The 20,894-nt window shown below is 68.8% G+C and carries 14 protein-coding genes; 11 read left to right on the top strand and 3 right to left on the bottom strand.

What is annotated here, in order from left to right; genetic code table 11:
- Window positions 1-27 precede the first annotated feature (27 nt).
- Both BMW51_RS03355 and BMW51_RS03350 read left to right on the top strand, forming a co-directional pair.
- The gene (locus tag BMW51_RS03355) at window positions 28-480 is read left to right on the top strand and encodes a GFA family protein (protein WP_093003281.1); all 453 of its coding nucleotides are present in this window, start codon (window positions 28-30) and stop codon (window positions 478-480) included.
- On the top strand, window positions 470-1,231 hold the full coding sequence (locus tag BMW51_RS03350) for an alpha/beta fold hydrolase (protein ID WP_093003279.1): 762 nt from the start codon (window positions 470-472) through the stop codon (window positions 1,229-1,231). Before BMW51_RS03355 ends, BMW51_RS03350 begins: the two co-directional genes overlap by 11 nt.
- 56 nt (window positions 1,232-1,287) lie before the next feature.
- Here BMW51_RS03350 and BMW51_RS03345 read toward each other — a convergent pair whose 3' ends face one another.
- The 3 genes from BMW51_RS03345 to BMW51_RS03335 all read right to left on the bottom strand — a co-directional run bounded on the left by BMW51_RS03345 (window position 1,288) and on the right by BMW51_RS03335 (window position 4,018).
- On the bottom strand, window positions 1,288-1,941 hold the full coding sequence (locus BMW51_RS03345) for a hypothetical protein (RefSeq protein WP_093003277.1): 654 nt from the start codon (window positions 1,939-1,941) through the stop codon (window positions 1,288-1,290).
- Between the two features lie 80 nt (window positions 1,942-2,021).
- Window positions 2,022-3,452, bottom strand: coding sequence for an AMP nucleosidase (locus tag BMW51_RS03340; protein WP_177171496.1), 1,431 nt, complete (start codon window positions 3,450-3,452; stop codon window positions 2,022-2,024).
- 86 nt (window positions 3,453-3,538) lie between these two features.
- Entirely contained in the window at window positions 3,539-4,018 is a 480-nt protein-coding gene (locus tag BMW51_RS03335; RefSeq protein WP_093003273.1) for a peroxiredoxin, read from the bottom strand.
- 102 nt (window positions 4,019-4,120) lie between these two features.
- Between BMW51_RS03335 and BMW51_RS03330 the strand changes: the two genes are divergently transcribed.
- The 9 genes from BMW51_RS03330 (at window position 4,121) to addA (ending at window position 20,854) form a co-directional block, all read left to right on the top strand.
- Window positions 4,121-4,681 carry a YqgE/AlgH family protein gene (locus BMW51_RS03330; protein ID WP_093003271.1) on the top strand — a complete coding sequence of 187 codons (561 nt, stop codon included), beginning with the start codon at window positions 4,121-4,123 and terminating at the stop codon, window positions 4,679-4,681.
- A gap of 227 nt (window positions 4,682-4,908) precedes the next feature.
- Entirely contained in the window at window positions 4,909-6,327 is a 1,419-nt protein-coding gene (gene ahcY, locus BMW51_RS03325) for an adenosylhomocysteinase (protein WP_093003269.1), read from the top strand.
- A gap of 237 nt (window positions 6,328-6,564) precedes the next feature.
- Complete coding sequence (locus BMW51_RS03320) at window positions 6,565-9,789, top strand: TonB-dependent receptor domain-containing protein (RefSeq protein ID WP_245708254.1); 3,225 nt, start codon at window positions 6,565-6,567, stop codon at window positions 9,787-9,789.
- A gap of 164 nt (window positions 9,790-9,953) precedes the next feature.
- Window positions 9,954-12,278, top strand: coding sequence for a sensor histidine kinase (locus tag BMW51_RS03315; protein WP_093003267.1), 2,325 nt, complete (start codon window positions 9,954-9,956; stop codon window positions 12,276-12,278).
- Window positions 12,275-12,730 carry a tRNA (adenosine(37)-N6)-threonylcarbamoyltransferase complex ATPase subunit type 1 TsaE gene (tsaE, locus tag BMW51_RS03310; protein WP_093003265.1) on the top strand — a complete coding sequence of 152 codons (456 nt, stop codon included), beginning with the start codon at window positions 12,275-12,277 and terminating at the stop codon, window positions 12,728-12,730. The genes BMW51_RS03315 and tsaE overlap by 4 nt, the downstream gene beginning before the upstream one ends.
- On the top strand, window positions 12,715-13,704 hold the full coding sequence (locus BMW51_RS03305) for an aminoglycoside phosphotransferase family protein (protein ID WP_245708253.1): 990 nt from the start codon (window positions 12,715-12,717) through the stop codon (window positions 13,702-13,704). The genes tsaE and BMW51_RS03305 overlap by 16 nt, the downstream gene beginning before the upstream one ends.
- A gap of 53 nt (window positions 13,705-13,757) precedes the next feature.
- Window positions 13,758-14,456 (top strand): nucleotidyltransferase family protein, encoded by a 699-nt coding sequence (locus tag BMW51_RS03300; protein ID WP_425440964.1) that lies wholly within the window; start codon window positions 13,758-13,760, stop codon window positions 14,454-14,456.
- A complete protein-coding gene (gene addB / locus BMW51_RS03295; RefSeq protein ID WP_093003259.1) occupies window positions 14,449-17,421 on the top strand; it encodes a double-strand break repair protein AddB in 2,973 nt (990 codons plus the stop codon). Before BMW51_RS03300 ends, addB begins: the two co-directional genes overlap by 8 nt.
- A complete protein-coding gene (addA, locus tag BMW51_RS03290; protein WP_093003257.1) occupies window positions 17,411-20,854 on the top strand; it encodes a double-strand break repair helicase AddA in 3,444 nt (1,147 codons plus the stop codon). Before addB ends, addA begins: the two co-directional genes overlap by 11 nt.
- The last annotated feature ends 40 nt before the right edge of the window (window positions 20,855-20,894 follow it).

The raw sequence follows: 20,894 nt of genomic DNA, 5'->3' as shown, positions 1-20,894 counted from the left end.
GCGTGACGGTCACGAGAGGAGATGCGAGTGGGCGAGCGGATGTCGGGCGGATGCCAATGCGGGCGCGTCCGCTACGCGGCCGAGGTCGAGGACGACGACGCCTATCTGTGTCACTGCCGCATGTGCCAGCGCGCGACCGGCGGCGTCGCGGCGGCGTTCAAGCAGGTGCTGCGCGACGCGGTGACGTGGACGTGCGAGCCCGACCGCTTCGCCTCGTCGCCGATCGCGCGGCGTGGCTTCTGTTCGGCGTGCGGCGCCCCGCTGACGTTCGAGTACGTCGATCAGCCGGCTGACGGGAAACCTGCGAAGACCGACCTGACGATGGGCAGCTTCGACGATCCGTCGCGGTTTTGCCCCACCTCGCATTTCGGGTGGGAAAGCCACCAAGAAGCCTGGCTCGACACCGCAGGCTTGCCACGGCTGCGCAGCGACAAATATCAGCCGCTCGTCGCCAAGTGGGAGAAAGCGCGTGACGCGTAACGAGATCGAACCGCACTTCTTTCACAGCTTCGACGGCGCGCGGATTGCGTGGCGTGAGCTGGGAGAGGGCCGGCCGGTGGTGCTGATCCACGGCTATTTCTCCGACGCGAAAACCAATTGGCTTCGCTACGGTCACGCCGCGGCGGTGGCGGCGAACGGCTTTCGTGTCATCATGCCCGACCTGCGCGGGCACGGCGACAGCGCGAAGCCGCACGATGCGGGCAGCTACCCGCCCGACGCGCTGATGCGCGACGGTCTGGCGCTGATCGAGCACCTCAACCTGACCGACTACGACTTGGGCGGCTACTCGCTCGGTGCGCGCACGACCGTCAGGATGCTCGCGAACGGGGCCGCGCCCGCGCGCGTCGTCCTGTCGGGCATGGGGCTTGCGGGGATCGTCGCGACGGCGGGGCGGGGCGGGTACTTCCGCAACGTGCTGACCAACCTCGGCTCGTTCGAGCGCGGCAGCCGCGAATGGCTGACCGAGGCGTTCCTGAAGACGACCAAAGGTGATCCCGAGGCGCTACTGCGCGTGCTCGACACCTTCGTCGACACGCCGCCGGGCGTGCTCGAGCAGGTCACCCAGCCGGTGCTGGTCGTCGCTGGCGCGGAGGACGACGACAATGGCTCCGCGCAGGACCTGGCCGACGCGTTGCCGGCAGGTCGCTACGCAGAGGTTCCGGGCAATCACATGAGCGCGGTGACCAAGCCCGAACTTGGCGAGGCGATCGCGACATTCTTGGCACGATAGCCGCCCGCCCGATCAGGATCGCACGGGCGGGCTCGCGGTACCGTTCAGCGCGTCGCTCAGGAGGCCTTGGGCGTTCCTGCTTCGGGAATGGTGTTCTCGTCCGCGATCCCGGCCTCGAACGACTTCGACGCGTCGGTGCCGTCGGGCTGGTGCGCGCTGACGCTGGGCGTCGCGTCACCGGGTTGCTTCTCGCCGCCGGGCAGCAGTGCTGGCTGATAGTCCTTGGTCGACTTGGCGGACGAACTGCGCAGCGACAGCAACGCCGCCGTCGCCGCAGCACCGATCGCGGCGACACCACCCGCAATCGCCGCGGCACCCCATTTGCCGCCGACCTTGTCGGTCGCCTTGCTGACGGCGGTGCTGGTCTTCTTCGCGGTTGTTCTGGTGCGGCGAGCGGCGGTCTTCGCGACCTTGGTCGCGCGCTCCTCCGCCTGGATGACGGCGTCGCTTACCTCGTGCGCCGCTGTCGCGACGCGCGAGCGCGTAGCAGGCTTGGTGGCGGAGCGAGGAGCACTACGCTTGGTCGAGCGCGGCTTGGGCGCAGCCTTGGTCGCCGTTGTGGTAGTCGGCTTGGTGTCGACCTTGTCCGCCGCTGTCTTCGGCTTGGACGGTGTCTTCGCAGCCGCCGTCTTGCGCGCCGCGCGGCGACGGGGTGTGGCGGGAGTTGAGCCGCTCGCCGGCGGGGTCGGGGTGTCGCTCTCGTCGGCCATCGTCAGCTCCCAGCAGAAATGATTCCGCTTGCGTAACGCATGGCCGGACGTTGGTTTCCTGCGCAGACCCCGCCCCGGACTTACCGGAACGGAGGCTCGTTGAACGCGCGCAGCTTGCGGCTGTGAAGTCGGTCGCCCTCGCGGCGCAGCTCCTCGCACGTCTCGATGCCGATCCGCATATGCTCGCTGATCGCGCGTTCGTAGAAGCGGTTGGCCTGACCCGGCAGCTTCAACTCGCCGTGCAGCGGCTTGTCCGACACGCACAGCAGCGTGCCGTAGGGAACGCGGAAGCGGTAGCCCTGCGCCGCGATCGTCGCCGATTCCATGTCAATCGCGACCGCGCGGCTGAGCGAGAAGCGCAGCGCCGAGCGCGCGTAGCGCAGCTCCCAGTTGCGATCGTCGGTGGTCACGATCGTCCCGGTGCGCAGCCGCCGCTTCAATTCCTCACCCGACTGGCCCGAGATCGTCTCCGCCGCGCGCGCGAGTGCCTGCTGCACCTCGGCGATCGCGGGGACCGGAATTTCTGGCGGCAGCATGTCGTCGAGCACGTGATCGTCGCGCAGATACGCGTGCGCGAGGACGTAGTCGCCGATGCGCTGCGAAGGCCGCAGGCCGCCACAATGCCCGATCATCAGCCATGCCTCGGGCCGCATCACGGCCAGATGGTCGCAGATCGTCTTGGCGTTCGAGGGACCGACACCGATGTTGACCAGCGTGATGCCGGTGCGGTCGTCCGCCATCAGGTGGTACGCCGGCATCTGCAACCGCCGCCACGCGCTGTCGTCGAGCATCGCGGGGTCGTCGCCGGCGCGGAACATGACCCCGCCCGGACCCGACAGCGCAGTGAAGCGCGAATCGCCGCCGACCTGCGCCGCTGCCCAGCGGACGAACTCGTCGACGTAGCGGTGATAGTTGGTGAACAGCACGTAGCGCTGGACGTGCTCGGGCGGGGTGCCGGTATAATGCCGCAGCCGCGCGAGGCTGAAATCGGTGCGCAACCCGTCGAACAAGGCGAGCGGGCGCGTGCCGTCGAACGAGGCCCAGAGACCGTCTGCGATCTCGTCGCCGATGTACGCGAGCTCGGTCGTCGGGAACCAGCGCGCGAGTTCCGCCGCCGATACCTGGTCGAGGCTAAGGGCGCTGCCAGCGTCGAGAACGTAGGGGAAGGGGATTTCCTGCTTGCCGGGAACAGCGTCGACCTCGACCTCGTAATCCTCGATCAGGAAGGTCAGCTGCTCGACCAGGTAATCGCGGAACAGGTCGGGCTTGGTCACGCTGATACGATACTCGCCCGGTGTGACGAGGCGACCGAACGAGCGCGGCGGCGCGGTGCGCGACGGCGCGCCGTTGAAGCGGATGCGGATCTCAGGGTAAGCGAACGACCCGTCCTTGCGCCACGCCGGATCCGGTTCGGTCCGATCGGCGATATAGGCGGCGACCGCGGTCTTCAGCCGATCGACGGAGGTGGAGTAGAGGCGATCGAGTTCGCGTACGATGTCAACAGCAGCCATCACCAGCGATTATGCCTGCCGTGTTGCGCTTTCAAGTCCGTGCGCGGATGAAAGCGGGCGGCACCGATGTGCCGCCCGGCTGCGTGTCAGAGTTGACCGAGCATGTGGTCGGCGGAGCTGACGTTGAACTCGCCCGGCCCCTCGACGTTCAACTGCTCGACCACGCCGTCGTTGACGACCATCGAGTAGCGCTGGCTGCGCTTGCCCATGCCGAACTTGCTGCCGTCCATCGTCAGCCCCAGCGCCTCGGCGAAGTCGCCGTTGCCGTCCGCCAGCATCGTCACGCCGTCCGCATTCGACGATTTGGCCCACGCGCCCATGACGAAGGCGTCGTTGACCGAGGTGCAGGCGACCTCGTCGATGCCCTTCGCCTTCAGCTCGGCATCCTTCTCGACGAACCCGGGCAGATGCTTGGCCGAGCAGGTCGGCGTGAACGCACCCGGCACCGCGAACAGCGCGACGCGGCGGCCCTTGAAGTAATCGCCCGTGTCGACCGGCTCAGGTCCCTGCGCGGTCATCTTGGTGAGTGTCACCTGCGGCAGTTGCTCGCCGACGCTAATCGTCATGTTCGTGGTGCTCCTGTGGGATGGATTGCGCGCGCTGTCGCAAGCGCGGGCGCTTAACACAAGTCTTGGCGCTTCCCCGCGCGCGTGCCTAGATGACGCGCGATGGAAGAGACGCGCTACCTGACCGGGCAGTTCCTGCTCGCCATGCCGGGGATCGGCGATCCGCGGTTCGAGCATTCGGTGATTGCGATGTGCAGCCACGACGAGGAGGGCGCGCTGGGCATCGGCGTGGGCGCGACGATCAATGGCCTCGGGCTGCATGACGTTCTCGAGCAGCTGGAGATCGCGCCGGGCGTCGCGCCAGACGCGCCGGTGCATTTCGGTGGTCCCGTCGAGGCGCGGCGCGGCTTCGTGCTTCATTCGACCGACTGGGGCGGGCAGGACACGCTGTCGGTCGCCGGGCGCTGGTCGCTGTCGAGCACGCTCGACGTGCTGCGCGCGATCGCGGGCGGTACCGGGCCGTCCAGTTGGATCGTCGCGCTCGGCTATGCCGGTTGGGGCGCCGGGCAGCTCGACGAGGAGCTGACGCGGCACGGGTGGCTCAACGTCGTCGACGAGGATGCGATGTTGTTCGAGACGCCGGCAGAGGAGCGCTGGCGGCGCGGGTTCCGGGTCGCGGGGGTCGATCCGCGCATGCTGGGGTTTGAAGCGGGGCGGGCGTAGCTTCGTGGACGCGGGGTGACGCGGGGAGTTAATCCCCGCGTCGTCGGTCGGCGCTATGGCGCCGCCGGCCGGTCGCGTAGGTGAGTCTGGCCAAAGGCCGGCTCACCTGCGCGACATATAAAGATATCTTTATATTTGCCCCGGCGTGCTCGCGCCGCTACATGGCCGCGCATGTCGTCCGGTGCGCGTGTTCACCTTGGGCGGCCTCACACGACTGGAGAAACGCCGTGGCTACCGCCCCCGTTTTGGACAACAACGATTACGTCATCGCAGACATCGGCCTCGCCGATTTCGGTCGCAAGGAGATCGAGATCGCGGAAACCGAGATGCCGGGCCTGATGGCGCTGCGCGAGGAGTTCGGTGCGTCGAAGCCATTGAAGGGCGCGCGGATCACCGGCTCGCTCCACATGACGATCCAGACCGCGGTGCTGATCGAGACGCTGACCGCGCTCGGCGCCGACGTGCGCTGGGCGACGTGCAACATCTTCTCGACGCAGGATCACGCGGCGGCGGCGATCGCGGCGGCGGGCATCCCCGTGTTCGCGATCAAGGGCGAGAGCCTGGCTGACTACTGGGACTATGTCGGCTCGATCTTCGATTGGGATGACGGCAACGGGCAGACCGCCAACATCATCCTCGACGACGGCGGTGACGCGACGATGTTCGCGCTCTGGGGTGCAAAGCTCGAGCGCGGCGAGAGCTTCGGCGAGCCTGAGAACGCGGAGGAAGTCGAGTTCCAGCGCGCGCTGAAGGCGTTCATCGCCAAGAAGCCGGGCTACCTGACCGAGACGGTCAAGAACCTGAAGGGCGTGTCGGAAGAGACGACCACCGGCGTCCACCGCCTGTACGAGATCGCGAAGAAGGGCGAGCTGCCGTTCCCCGCGATCAACGTCAACGACTCGGTCACCAAGTCGAAGTTCGACAACCTGTACGGCTGCAAGGAATCGCTGGTCGACGCGATCCGTCGTGCGACCGACGTGATGCTGGCCGGCAAGGTCGCCTGCGTCGCGGGGTTCGGTGACGTGGGCAAGGGTTCGGCGCAGTCGCTTCGCAACGGCGGCGCGCGCGTGCTCGTGACCGAAATCGATCCGATCTGTGCTCTGCAAGCGGCGATGGAAGGCTTCGAGGTCGTGACGATGGACGAGGCGGTGAAGCGCGCCGACATCTTCTGCACCGCGACCGGCAACGCCGACGTCATCACCGCCGATCACATGAAGGCGATGAAGCCGATGTCGATCGTGTGCAACATCGGCCACTTCGACAGCGAGATCCAGATCGCGGCGCTCGACAATTACGAGTGGACCGAGGTCAAGCCGGGCACCGACCTGGTCAAGTTTCCGGATGGCAAGCAGATCATCATCCTGGCGAAGGGTCGCCTGGTGAACCTGGGCTGCGCGACCGGCCACCCGTCGTTCGTGATGTCCGCGTCGTTCACCAACCAGACGCTCGCGCAGATCGAGCTGTGGACGAAGGGCGAGAACTACAAGAACGAGGTCTACGTCCTGCCCAAGCACCTGGACGAGAAGGTCGCGGCGCTCCACCTCGAAAAGCTGGGTGTCCAGCTGTCGAAGCTGACCGCGAAGCAGGCCGGCTACATCGGCGTGCCGGTCGAAGGTCCGTTCAAGCCGGATCACTATCGCTACTGATTATCAGTCGATCGGCTGATGCAGGGAAGGGCGGGGCTTCGGCTCCGCCCTTATTCTTCTACCTATGTTGCGCCGCCTCAAAAGCGTTGCAAATTTACGACAGGAAATCTGTTTAATTAAGCAAAGCTGACCCAGTCATTGCGTCTCGTTCATGTTGTTGCAAAGGAAACGACATGTGCCGCCCGCGGCACGTCGAGACGCCCGAACCAACGGGTTCAGGGACTTAGGGGATCACGCTTGACTAACAAATTCCGCTTGAAGCTGCTGTCGACCTCGTTGCTGGTCACCGCCGCGCTCGGGTCCGCACCCGCCTTCGCACAGACGACCGTCGACCCACAGACCACGCCGGACGCGGCCAGCCCGTCGCCGGAGGCTGCCACCGCCTCGCCCGACACCTCGTCGACCGCCGTAGCCGATCCGACAACGACGCCCGACCAGGCGACCACCGCCGAACAGTCGCGCAGCGACGAGATCGTCGTGACCGGCTCGCGTATCGTCAGCCCGAACGTGGTCTCGACCAGCCCGATCACCTCGGTGTCGGCGACGCAGTTGCAGGCGACTGCGCGCGTCTCGGTTGGTGACACGCTGAACCAGTTGCCGCAGCTGCAGAGCACGTTCAGCCAGGCGAACTCGACGCGCTTCCTGGGAACCGCCGGCCTCAACCTGCTCGATCTGCGCGGTCTGGGGACGCAGCGTACGCTGGTGCTCGTCAACGGCCGCCGCCACGTCGGCTCGGACATCTTGAGCAATGGCGTGTCGGTCGACGTCAACACGATCCCGACCGACCTGATCGAGAACGTCGAGGTCGTCACCGGCGGCGAGTCGGCCGTTTACGGTTCGGACGCGATCGCGGGCGTGGTCAACTTCAAGCTCAAGCAGGATTTCGAGGGCCTGCAGGTCCGCGGGCAGGGTGGCGTCAGCCAGTATGGCGACGCGGGCTCCTATTTCGTCAGCGGCCTCGCCGGCAAGAACTTCGCCGATGGTCGCGGCAACCTGGCGGTCAGCGTCGAATATGCGCGCCAGAACAGCCTCTATGCCTCGCAGCGCGATTACCTGCGCCAGAACAACACTTTCGTCACGGTCGATACCGATCCGGCCGGGGTCGCCGCCGGTCAGACGCTGCCGAACTTCGACGGCAACCCTGACAACATCTTCTTCCGCGACGTGCGCTCGGGTACGATCGGTGCGGGCGGCCTCGTGACATTCAACAGTCCGAACGGTCTGTGCGGCGCTGACGCATCGGGCCGGCGTTTCTCGTGCAACTACCTGTTCCAGCCCGACGGCACGCTGATCCAGCAGACGGGTACGCGCGTCGGTGTCGGCACCAATGGTGCGTCACCCAGCGGCTCGGCCTTCATCGGCGGCAACGGCGACACCCGTCGTGAGGGCCAGCTGGTGCAGGTGCAGCCGCAGCTCGACCGCTTCTCGGCCAACCTGCTCGGGCACTTCGAAGTGTCGAACGCCTTCGTTCCGTTCATCGAGGCGAAGTACAGCCGCACGCAAGTCGTGGGTCAGGGCACCTCAGGTCCGGCGTTCTTCACCGGCGGCACGATCGACGGCCTGTTCGAGCAGCCGAGCCTCAGCAATCCGTACCTGACCGATCAGGCGCGTGCGACGATCACCAACGCGCTGATCGCGGGTGGTGCCGACCCGGCGACGATCAACGGTGACACGCGCTTCGTGCTGCGCAAGAACCTGGTCGATCTGGGCGTGCGTACCGAGGAGTCGCGTCGCGAGACTTACCGTATCGTCGGCGGCGTCCGCGGGGACTTCAACGGCGACTGGCATTACGAGGTATCGGCCAATTACGGTGAATTCCGCGAGCGTACGCGCGTTCTGGGCAACCTAAACGTCCAGCGCGCCAGCCTCGCGCTCGACGCGGTGCGCAATGCCGCCGGCCAGATCGTCTGCGGTTCGCAGATCGATGCGACGCGCGCAGGTTCCGACCTGGCGGGTAACGCCGCCAACCTCGCCGCCGACATCGCGGCATGCCAGCCGCTCAATCCGTTCGGGCAGGGCAACATCTCGCAGGCCGCGCGCAACTACCTGCTGCAGGACACGACGTCGGTCGGCAAGATCACGCAGACCGACGTGAACGCGTTCCTGAACGGCGACACCAGCGGCTTCTTCAACCTGCCGGGTGGGCCGATCTCGTTCGTGCTCGGTGGTGAGTATCGCCGTGAAACCAACGACTTCACGCCCGATCCGCTCGTCTCGGCCGGCTACACCTTCTACAACGCGCTGTCGGCCTTCAACCCGCCCGCGTTCGAGGTGAAAGAAGGCTATGCCGAGGTGCTGGTGCCGGTCCTCGCCGACCTGCCGTTCGCAGAGAAGCTGTCGTTCACCGCTGCCGGTCGCGTATCCGACTATAACAGCTCGGCCGGCACGGTCTGGACCTACAACGTCGGTGGCAGCTACTCGCCGATCCGCGACATCACGTTCCGCGCGAACTATGCGCGCGCGGTGCGTGCGCCGAACCTGAGCGAGCTTTACTCACCGCAGGGGCAGAACTTCGCGACCGTCAACGATCCGTGCTCGGCGAACTTCATCGGTACGGGCACGCAGTACCGCGCCGCAAACTGCGCTGCGGCCGGCATCCCGGCGGGCTACAACTACCTGTACCAGTCGTCGATCGAGATCCTGAGCGGCGGTAACCCCGACCTGAACGTCGAAAAGTCGGACTCCTACACCTACGGCGTGCTGCTGACGCCGACCGCGGTGCCGGGTCTGTCGCTGTCGGTCGATTACTACAACATCAAGGTCAACAACGTCATCACGGCGCCGTCGGCGCAGCAGATTCTGAACAGCTGCTACGACGCACCGACACTCAGCCAGAACTTCTGCGGTCTGTTCCAGCGCGTCGGCGCGGGGCAAACGGGACCGAACGGCGAGCAGGCGTATCGCGTGATTGAGGGTAGCCTGCAGCAGACGCTGCTGAACTACGCCAAGCTCCAGACGCGCGGCATCGACGTCAACCTGGCGTACAGCCACAACATCGGCGACGTTCGTCTGTCGTCGACGCTGGCCTACACGCACCAGCTGCAGAACGACGCGTTCATCGATCCGGCGCAGCCCGGGTTCGCCGATACGATCCTCGGCGAGGCGCCCTCGCCGAAGGACCGGGTGACCTGGAACATCAACAGCGACTTCGGTGCGGTGAACCTGAACTACCAGATCCGGTATCTGAGCAAGCAGTCGGTCGGCGCGATCGAGGATCTGACCACGTTCCAGGGCCGTGCGCCGCAGAACGCCGACGTGTACGACATCCCCTATTATCCGGATGTCCTCTACATGGACGCGCGTCTGGGCTTCGACATCCAGGGCGGGTCGCAGTTCTACTTCGGCATCGATAACCTGACCAACCGCGTTCCGCCGCTCGGCGCGACGGGCACGGGTGCCGGCTCGGGTATCTTCGAGCCGATCGGTCGTCGTTTCTACGCCGGCATCACTGCCCGCTTCTGATCAGTGTCGCGCGGGTCCGCCCGCGCGATGTCTGACGGCCCTCGGCCCCTCACCGACCACGCGGGTGGTTCGGTGAGGGGCCTTCTTTTTGCCGCTCGCGCGCTTCCGCTCCGGCGCATCGGGCGATAGGAATCATCCATGCGGGCGAGGCGATCAGTGCAGCGATGGTGAGCGAGGGTATCCTGATCCTCGCCGGTGTGCTGCTCGCGCTCGTGCTGGCGGGGTCGTGCTGGGCGTTGTATCGCGGTCTCGCGCTCAAACAGGAGGCGGCGGACGCAGTAATCGAGCGTGACCGGCTGGCGCGCAGGCTGGCGGACTCGCCGGCGCAGGTGCTGGTGATCGCGCCCGATGGCCGCATTGAGGTGCCGCAGCGGCTGGCCGAGTGGCTGGCGCTCGACAAAGGTGTCCGGTCGCTGGCGGAGCTGTCGAGTTCCGGCTGGGGGCTGACCGCGGAGGACGCAGGCGCGTTACAGCGCGACGTCGAGGCGACGCGGCGCGCGGCACGCACCTTTACCCGCGTGGTGCGAACGCGCGACGGGTCGCGTGCGCTGCGCGTGACCGGCGAGCGCCGCGGTGACGAGACGATGCTGTGGTTCGCCGACGTAAGCGCGAGCGAGCAACAGCTGGCGGGCTTGCGCGACGATGCGGTGGAATTGAACGAGGCGTTTGCGGCGCTAAGCGCGCTGATCGAGGCGGCGCCGCTTCCGATCTGGTACCGCGACGCCGACCTGCAGCTGGCGATGGTCAATTCGGCCTACGTCTCCGCGGTCGAGGCGCGCGACGCGGCCAGCGTCATGACTCGCGGGCTGGAATTGATCGAGGGGTCGGGGCAGGGCGGCCCGCGTGCGGGCGCGATGGCGGCGCGCGACAGCGGGCAGGCGCAGGCGCGGGTGCTGCCCGCCACGATCGGCGGCGCGCGCCGCGCGCTCCGGCTGCACGACGTGCCGCTGCCGGTGGGCGGGGTCGCGGGCTTCGCGATCGACATCGAGGAGCTGGAACAGGCCAACGCGCGCGAGAAGCGCTTCGCCGAGGCGCAGCGCGCGATGCTCGACCGGCTATCCGCGGGCGTGGTGCAGTTCGGCCGCGACCGCGCGCTGATCTTCTGCAACCAGCCGTTCCGCCGCATGTTCGCGATGCGGCGCGAGTGGTTGTCCGATCGGCCCGAATTCGACCGCGTGCTGGAGCGGATGCGCGAGGCCGGGCGGGTGCCCGAGGTGCGCGATTTTCCCGGCTGGAAGGCGGAGCGCCGCGGCTGGTTCCTCGCCACCGACGGCGCGGCGGAAGAGAATTGGCACCTGCCCGGCGGCACGCACCTGCGGGTCGTCGCCCAGCCGTTGCCCGATGGCGGGCTGCTGCTGATTTTCGAGGATCGGACCGAGCAGGTTCAGCTCGCCAGCGCGCGCGACACGCTGCTGCGGGTACGCACCGCAACGTTCGACAATCTGTTCGAGGCGCTGGGCGTGTTCGCCGCCGACGGCCGGCTGCAATTGTGGAACAATCGCTTCCGCGCGCTGTGGAATTTCGAAGAGGAGTTCTTGGCCGGCCACCCGCGCGTCGACGCGATCGCCGAGCGGCTGGCGCCGCAGCTCGCCAATCAGGCGCGCTCCGCCTTGGTACCCGAGCTGGTCCGCTACGCCACGGTCGAGCGCAAGCAGCGCGGTGGGCGCGTCGCTTTGGCGGACGGGCGACATTTCGAATTTGCCGCGGTGCCGCTGCCCGATGGCAACGCGCTGGTCACCATGCTCGACATCTCCGACAGTCGCCGCATCGAGCAGGCGCTGCGCGACCGCAACGAGGCGTTGGAGGCGGCCGACCGGGTCAAGACCGCATTCGTCGCCAACATGAGCTACGAATTGCGCACCCCGCTGACCTCGATCAGCGGATTCGCCGAGATGCTGCATGGCGGCTACGCGGGCAATCTGTCGGGAGAGGCGATCGCCTATGTCGACGCGATCCTCGATTCGGTCGAGCGGCTGGGCGTGCTGATCGACGATGTGCTCGACCTGACGCAGGCGGACAGCGCGACGCTGGAGCGTGAGGATGTCGACCTGGGCGCCGTGGTTCGCGCCGCCGCCGACGCGCTTACCGCCTCGGCACGTCGCCACCGCATCGAGTTCGTGGTCGAGGTGCAGCGTACCGCCGGGCGGATTCACGCCGATCGCCGGCGCATCCGCGAGGCGGTCGAGCATCTGCTGCGTCACGCGGTCGGCGCGACGCGAGCGGGCGGTCGCGTGCTGCTGCACGTCGACGGCAATTCGAAGCGCGCGCGCATCGTGGTGTCCGACGACGGCGCGGGCATGACCGCCGACGAGGCCGCGCGTGCCTTCGACCGCTTCGCCCAACCGGGCATCACGCCGGGGCAGGAGCGCGCGCTGGGGCTCGGCCTGCCGCTCGCCAAGCAGTTCGTCGAGGCGCACGGCGGCACGATCTCGTTGGTGAGCGAGCCGGGGCAGGGCTCGCTCGTCACGGTCGAGCTGCCGCGGCGATGAGCGGCGAAATCTACCTGCCCGATGCCGCGGCGACCGAGGCGCTCGGGCGCAGCCTCGCCTCCGTGCTGCGTGCGGGTGACGTCGTTTTATTGTCGGGTAGCCTGGGCATGGGCAAGACCAGCTTCGCGCGCGGCGTGCTGTCGGCACTCGGGCTCGCGGGTGAAGCGCCGAGCCCGACCTTCGCGATCATACAGCCCTACGCGCCGCCCGAGGTGCGCCTGCCGGTGGTGCACGCCGATCTGTACCGGATCGAGGACGCCTCCGAGCTCGAGGAACTTGGGCTCGACGACGCGCTGTACGACTCCGCGTTGTTGGTCGAGTGGCCCGAGCGGGTGCCGGCAAGCTACTGGCGCGATCCCTTGCGGCTCGCCTTTGCCAACGCACCGGCGGGCGGGCGCGCCTTGACTTGGGACGCGTCGGCGGCATGGAAACGGCGATGGCGACCGACATGACACCGCCGGCCTATGCCGGAGCCTTTCTCGACGCGGCCGGGTGGATCGGCGCGCGCGTTGAACCACTTGCCGGCGATGCCTCATTCCGCCGCTATTTCCGCGTCGAGGCGGGTGATCGCCGCGCGGTCCTGATGGATGCGCCGCCGCCCCACGAGGACCCGCGCCCGTTCATCAGCGTGGCCGGGTGGCTGAACGAACGTGGTTTCGCTGCGCCGGCGATCCACGCGGTCGATCTTACGCGCGGCCTCGTCCTGCTGGAGGATTTCGGCGACGCGCGGATGCGCGAAACCGTCGACAGCGACGCCGACGCGCTGGTGCCGCTCTATTCCGCCGCGGTCGACGTGCTGGTCGACCTCCACCGCCACCCCGCGGGTGCGTGGCGCCTGTACGACCTGACCGAGTTGCAGCGCGAAGCGGGGCTGCTCGTCGACTGGTACTGCCCGGCGATCGGACTCGCTGTTGATGCGGCGGGATACCGCGCGGCGTGGGACGAGGTGCTGCACCACGCGCTGACCGAAGCGCCGGTCACGGTCCTGCGCGACTATCACGCCGAAAATCTGATGCTGGTCGGTCCCGAGCGCTCGCTTGGCCTGCTCGACTTCCAGGACGCGCTCGCCGGCCACCCCGCCTACGACCTCGTCTCACTGCTGCAGGACGCGAGGCGCGATGTGGAGCCGTCGATCGAAGAGGCGATGCTGGCGCGCTACACCGCGGCGACAGGGGCAGGTTCGACGTTTCTGGACGCGTACCACGTGCTCGGCGCGCAGCGGAACGCGAAGATCATCGGCATCTTTACGCGGCTGTGGCAGCGCGACGGCAAGCCGCGCTACCCGGCGCTGTGCCCGCGTGTCTGGGCGTATCTGGAACACGACCTGAGTCACCCGGTGCTCGGCCCGATCGCGCGCTGGTTCGACGCGAACATTCCGCCCGAATTGCGCGGCGATCCGATGCTGGTCCGCGGGCAGCCGGCGTGACGCGCCCGCGCTACATCCGCCCGGTTCCCGACGCCGGCGTGCCGAAGACCGCGATGGTGATGGCGGCGGGACTGGGCAAGCGGATGCGCCCGCTGACCGCGCTGCGTCCCAAGCCGCTGATCGCGGTGGCGGGCAAGCCGCTGATCGATCATGTGTTCGACCGGCTGCGCGATGCGGGGGTCGAGCGCGCGGTGGTCAACGTCCATTATCTGGCCGACGCGCTGGAGGCGCACGTGACGCACCGCGTCCGTGGGATAGACGTGATCGTGTCGGATGAGCGCGCGCAATTGCTTGAAACCGGTGGTGGACTGGTCAAGGCGCGTCAGGCGCTGGGGGACGCGCCGTTCCTGGTCGTCAACAGCGACAATCTGTGGCTCGACGGGCCGACCGACGCGATCCGGCTGCTCGCCGCGCAGTGGGACGACGCGGCGATGGACGCGCTGCTGCTGCTGGTACCGTACGCGCGCGCGCACAACCACCGCGGGCAGGGTGACTTTCACCTCGATGCCTCGGGCAAGGTCACCGGTCGGCGTCGCGCCGGGCGGGTGGCGCCGTTCGTCTACACCGGCGTGCAGATCCTGTCGCCGCGCGTGATTGCCGACTGGCCCGAGGGACCGTTCTCGACCAACCTGTTCTGGGATCGCGCGATCGCGGCCGGGCGCGCGTTCGGCGTGGTGCACCAGGGTTTGTGGTTCGACGTCGGCACGCCGGGCGCGATCGCGCGGACCGAGGCGATCCTGTCGGATGGCTGAGGAGCGCGGGCTCCACCTTTACACTATCCCGGCGCACCGCGCGATTGCCGACGCGGCGGTCGCGGGGCTGCTGAGGCGGTTCGGTAGCGATCGGCTGACGCTGGCGCGCGGGCTGGTGCTGGTACCAAACAATCGCGCCGGTGTGGCGATGACGCGCGCGTTCGTGCGCGCGAGCGGCGGCGCGCTGCTGCTGCCGCGGATCGTCAGTCTGGCGGGCGACGATCTGGGCGAAGCGCTGGGCGCGGCGCTCGATCCCGCCGGCGTCACGCCGTTGCTGCCGCCCGCGATCGACCCACTCCAGCGTCGCATGGTGCTCGCGCGCATGGTCGAGGAGGAGCGCGCGCGTGCCGGTCACCCGGTCGACGCGGCGGAGGCGGTGCGGCTGGCGGGCGACCTCGCGCGCACGCTCGACCAATTGATCGTCGAGGAAATAGACCCGGTGCGACTGGCCGAGATCGATCCGGGCGAGGGGCTGACCGAGCATTGGCAGCGCGCGCTGGAAATGTTCCGCATCGTGCTCGACCGCTGGCCGGCCGAGCGCGAGCGCTTGGGGCGGATCGAGGCGGGCGTGCGGCGCATCGCGCTGCTCGACGCGCAGGCGGCGCGGTGGCGCGCTGCGCCGCCCACCGGGTTCGTCTGCGCGGTCGGCATCACCGATCCCGCACCCGCGATCGCACGGCTGCTGCGCGTGGTGGCGGGCTTGCCGCAGGGGATGGTCGCGTTCGCCAACCTCGACACGCGAATGCCGCAGGAGGAGTGGGATGCGCTCGGTCCGCACGACCCCAATCCCGTGACCGGCCTGCGCCGCCGCTCGATCGAGGTGCACCCGCAATTTCACCTCAAGCTGATCCTCGACCGCATGGGCGTCGGGCGCGGCGAGGTGCGCACCTGGGTCGGCGGCAGCGACCACGACGCGAGCGCCGTGCGCGGTCGCGCGATCGCCAACGCGCTCGCCCCCGCCGATTTCACCGGCAAGTGGACCGAGCTGGACGCGTCCGAACGGCGTCTGACCGGGGTCGAGGCGGCCGAGCTCGCCACCCCGGCCGAGGAAGCGCAGGCAATCGCGCTCGCGATGCGCGAGTGGATCGAGCAGCCGGGGCAAACCGCGGCGCTCGTCACCCCCGACCGGTCGCTCGCGCGGCGCGTTGCGGCGCATTGCGCGCGCTGGGGGATACCCATCGACGACAGCGCCGGACGCGCGCTGTCGATCCTGCCGCCGGGCACGCTGCTGACCGCGATCGTCGAGGCGGCGGCGCAGGATTTCGCGCCAATGGCGCTGCTGACGCTGCTCAAGCACCCGCTGGTTCGGAGCGGCGAGCAGCGCGGACGCTGGCTGGAGGGCGTGCGCCGGCTCGACCGCGCCCTGCGCGGCCCGCGTCCTGCACCCGGACTCGCCGGGATTACCGCGCATCTGGAGGGCGGTCCCGAGCGCGAGCAGGAGCTGCGTCGCGCCGTGTTGCCGTGGTGGGCGGAGGCGCGCGCGCTTCTGGAGCCGGTCGCGGCGGTGTTCGGACGCGGCACGTCGAGCCTGCCCGAACTGGTCGCAGGCCTGCGCGAGTCGGCGCAGGCGCTCGCCGGCGACGAGGTGTGGCGCGGTCCTGCGGGGCGCTGCGCGGGCGAGTTGCTGACCAACCTTGAGCGACAGGCGCCACTCGGGCCGGCGAATGCTTCCGCCGCGGGGTTCGCGCCGCTGCTACGATTGCTGATGGACGAGGTCGCAGTCCGGCAAATTCAGGGTGAGCATCCGCGGCTCGCGATCTACGGCCTGATCGAGGCGCGATTGCAGACCGCTGACCTGATGATCCTGGGCGGGCTGAACGAGGGCGTATGGCCGGGCAACCCGCCGCCGGACCCGTGGCTCGCGCCGCGTATCCGCGCCGAACTGGGCCTGTCGGGATTGCAGCGCGCGATCGGCACCGCGGCGCACGATTTCGGACAGAGGCTGGGCGCGCCGCGCGTGCTGATCACGCGCAGTCGCCGCGATGCGCGCAGCCCAGCACTCGCGTCTCGTTTCTGGTTGCGGCTTGAGGCGATGGCGGGCGAGCGGTTCGTCCGTGCGCATCGGCTGGAGCGGTGGACGCGGCTGCTCGACGATGGCGCGACGCCGAAGCCGGCCGAGCGGCCTGCGCCGGTGCCGCGGGCGGAGCTTCGGCCGAAAAGCATCTCGGTCACCGAGGTCGACCGGTTGAAGGCAGATCCGTTCGCCTTCTACGCACGGCGCATCCTGAAGCTGATGCCGCTCGACGCGGTCGATGCCGATCCGAGCGCGGCGTGGCGCGGCACCGCGGTTCACGGCGTATTGGAGGAATGGGCGGAGCACGACGCGTGCGCGCCCGACCGGCTGGTGCCGCGCGCGCTGGCGATGCTCGATGATCCTGCCGCGCATCCGCTGCTCCGCGCGCTCTGGCAGCCGCGGCTGATCGCCGGGATTGAGTGGATCGCGGCGACGATGCAGGCGAACCGTGCCGAGGGTCGCGATATTCTCGCCGCCGAAGGGCAGGGCAACGCGATGCTGTCCGGCATCAAGCTCACCGGCCGCTTCGACCGCGTCGACCGCCAAGCCGACGGTTCGATCGTGGTGGTCGATTACAAGACCGGCAAGGCCCCGTCGGTCGCGGCGGTGCGTGGCGGGTTCAACCTGCAGCTGGGTTTGCTCGGCGCGATGGTAGAGGAGGGCGCGTTCAAGAACGTCGAAGGCCGCGCCGGCGGCTTCGAATATTGGTCGCTCGCCAAGGGTCGCGACGGCTTCGGCATGGTGACCAGCCCCGCCGACCCGGCAGGCAAGAACGGGCGCATCATGACCGACGATTTCACCCGCGCCGCACGCGACAGCTTCGCCGACGCCGCTGCGAAATGGCTGACCGGCGACGAGGCGTTCGTCGCCAAGCTGCATCCGGAGTTCGCGCCTTTCGCCGAGTACGATCAGCTGATGCGCCGCGACGAATGGTACGGCCGTGAACGCTGACGCGCTCGCACCGCTCCCCGCACTTCAGGGTGATCAGCAGCGGGCGAGCAACCCAGACGCGCACGTCTGGCTCTCGGCCTCGGCGGGGACGGGCAAGACGCAGGTGCTCGCCGCGCGCGTGTTCCGTCTTTTGCTCGGCGGGACCGATCCCTCTGCAATCCTGTGCCTGACCTTCACCAAGGCGGGTGCGGCGGAGATGACCGCGCGGATCAGCCGGCGCCTGGCCGCGTGGGTGCGGATGGACGATGTCGCGCTGTTCGCCGACCTGCGCGCACTCGGTGAGCCCGGTAACCCCGCGCAGATTGCGCGCGCACGCACCCTGTTCGCGAAGGTGCTCGATGCGCCCGGCGGCGGCCTGCGCATCCTGACCATCCACGGCTTCTGCCAGAGCCTGCTCGCATCCTTCCCGGTCGAGGCAGGATTTGTGCCCGGCTTCCGTCCGATCGAGCCGCGCGAGGAGGCATTGCTCCGGCGACAGGCGCTGTCCGACCTGCTGGTCGCGGCCGAGCGCGACGGACGCGAGGGGCCGGTCGCAACCATCGGCCAGCTGAGCGTTCGGCTGGGCGAGCAGGGCGCGGAGCAGTTCCTGCACGAATGCGCGCGTGCCGGCAGCGCGCTTGAGGCGCTGCCGAGCGGGATCGGCGCGTTCATCCGCGTTGCGCTAGGCGTTCCGCTCGGCGACGTGGACGCGCACGTACGCGAGCGGTGCGCCGGTCTGGACGAGCGCGCGATCCGTCGCATCGCCGCTGCCAATGCTGCGTGGGGCACGGCGACAGGCTTGAAACACGCCGACGCGATCGCCGCCTGGCTCGCCGCCGATGGAGCTGACCGTGTCGAACGGCTGGGCGCGTTGATGGCGGTGGTGCGCACCGGCACGGGCGAGCCGCGCAAGGCCTCGGCGAAGCTGATCGCGGCCGAGGCCGACTATGTCGCGCTGGCCGAGGAGCTCGGCAGCGCCTGCGCCGATCTGCTCGGATTGCAGGTGCGCGCCGCCTACGCCGACTTGCTGGGCGCCGCACTGGAGGTCGGGCGCGATTACGCGCGCGGCTATGCAGCGGCGAAGCGGCGCGCTGGGGCGGTCGATTTCGACGACCTGATCCGTGCGACCGTAAACCTGCTCCGGCAGGACGGCATCGGCGAGTGGATCCGCTACAAGCTCGACCAGATTACCGAGCATGTGCTGGTCGACGAGGCGCAGGACACCAACGTCGCGCAGTGGACGATCATCCGCGCACTGGTGGACGAATATTTCGTCGGTCGCGGCGTCTACGCGCCCTCGGTCCGCACGCTGTTCACGGTCGGCGACACCAAGCAGGCGATCTTCGGCTTCCAAGGCACCGATCCGGTCAACTTCATGGCGGCCGAGCGCTATTTCGAGGCGCGCGCCGCGATGGTCGCGGGCGACGACGACATGGAGGCGGGCGAGCGCGGGCTGCCGTTCGATCGGTTGTCGCTGGTCGACTCGTTCCGCTCGACCGCGCCGGTGCTCGAGTTCGTCGATGCGGCGATCGGGGAGGTCGGTGCCACGCACTTCGCGGGCGAGGACATGATCCCACCGCACGGCAGCCGCATCGCAGGGCCGGGGCAGGTCATGCTGATCCCCGCCATCGCTGCAGGTGCGAGTGAAGCGGAGGAAGGCGGCGAGGAGGGCTGGATCGACGACGCGGTGCGCGCCAATGCAACGCGGATCGCCAAGCTCGTGCGCGGCTGGCTCGATGGCGGCATGGTTCTGGAGAGCAAGGGCCGCGCGCTCCGGCCCGAGGACGTGATGATCCTGGTCAAGCGCCGCGGTGAGCTGGCGCAGTTGCTGGTCGCGCGGCTCTATGCCGAGGGAGTGCCCGTCGCCGGCGTCGACCGATTGCGGTTGAGCGCGCCGCTCGCGGTGCAGGACCTGCTCGCCGCGATCCGCTTCGTGCTGCAACCCGACGACGACCTGAGCCTCGCCAGCCTGCTCGTCTCGCCGCTGATCGGCTGGACGCAGGACGATCTGCTCGCGCGCGCGGTGCCGCGCAAGGGAACGCTGTGGCGGCACCTGTCGGAAACGGTGCCGACGCTGCTCGGCGACTTGGAAACGATGCTGGCACGCGCAGACTTCCGCACGCCGTACCAGTTCCTCGAGATGATCCTGTCGGGGCCGATGCAGGGGCGGCGCAAGCTGCTGTCGCGGCTGGGCGAGGAAGCGCGCGATCCGATCGAGGAACTGCTCAACGCCGCGCTCGACTTCGAGACCACGACGACGCCGTCGCTGCAGCGTTTCCTCGACTGGTTCGAGCGCGATGAGGTCGAGATCGTGCGCGACGCCGCCGCGCCGCTCGACGCGGTGCGCGTGATGACCGCGCACGGGGCAAAGGGATTGCAGGCGCCGCTCGTCATCCTCGCGGACGCGACCGCGGACCCGGACTCCGCCCCGCGCTCAACCGTGCTGTGGCAGTCGGACGGGCTCGACGAGCCGATCCCGGTGTTCCGCCCGCGAAAAGCGGAGCGCGCAGGCGAGATCGACGCCGCGCTCAATGAGACCGAACGGCGTGAGCGCGAGGAGCACTGGCGGCTGTTCTACGTCGCGGCAACGCGCGCGGAGGAGCGGCTGGTGGTAACCGGCTCGCTCAGCGCCAAATGGAAGGGCGAGGCGCCGCCCGCTAGCTGGTACGCGTTGACCGAGCGAACGCTCGACGCGTTGGGCGTGGCAAAGGCGGAGAGCGAGCCACGCGTGTTTCGCGGCACGGAGCCCCGTGCGCCCGTGCCGCTGCGTCGCGCCAGAACATCGGAGGCGTCCGACGAGCTGCCACTGCCCGCCTGGGCGCGCGAGATGGCACCCGAGGAACAGCGGCCGCCGCGCCCGCTCGCGCCCTCGTCACTGGGCGAGGACGACGCCGGTGACGCGCCGCCCACGCCCGAGATGCAGGCCGCGGCCGAGCGCGGCACGTTGATGCACGCCTTGTTCGAGCGATTGCCCGCACTCGCGTCGCCGGCTCGTGCCGAGGCGGCCGATGCGTGGCTCGCCTCGCGCAACGTGCCAGCGTCGGATCGCGCGGCAATCGTCGCACCGGTGTTGCGGGTGCTGGACGATCCGGCGTTCGCCGACCTGTTCGGGCCCGACGCGCTGGTCGAGGCGCCGATCAGCGCGGTCTTGCCGAACGGGCGCGTCGTCTCTGGCACAGTCGACCGGCTGCTGATCGGCCAGCGCCACGTTCGCGTGATCGACTACAAGACCGGGCGACAGGTACCGCGCGGGGCGCCGGACGTGCCCGACTATCACCTGAAGCAGATGGCGGCGTACCAGGCGGCGCTGGAGATCATCTTCCCCGATGCGACGGTCGATGTCGCGCTGCTCTATACCAGCGGCCCGGTGCTGATCCCGCTCGATGCCGCGGCGCTGGCGCGCGGGAAGCGCGGCTTGGCGGCGGCGGAGCAAAGCTTGGCCGCGGATGGTTGAGCGCGCGAACACCGCATCCTAGATCAGCAACGACACCTAA

The sequence above is a fragment of the Sphingomonas palmae genome (assembly GCF_900109565.1).
Classification (GTDB): Bacteria; Pseudomonadota; Alphaproteobacteria; order Sphingomonadales; family Sphingomonadaceae; genus Sphingomonas; species Sphingomonas palmae.
This window is presented reverse-complemented; position numbering and strand designations above follow the sequence as displayed.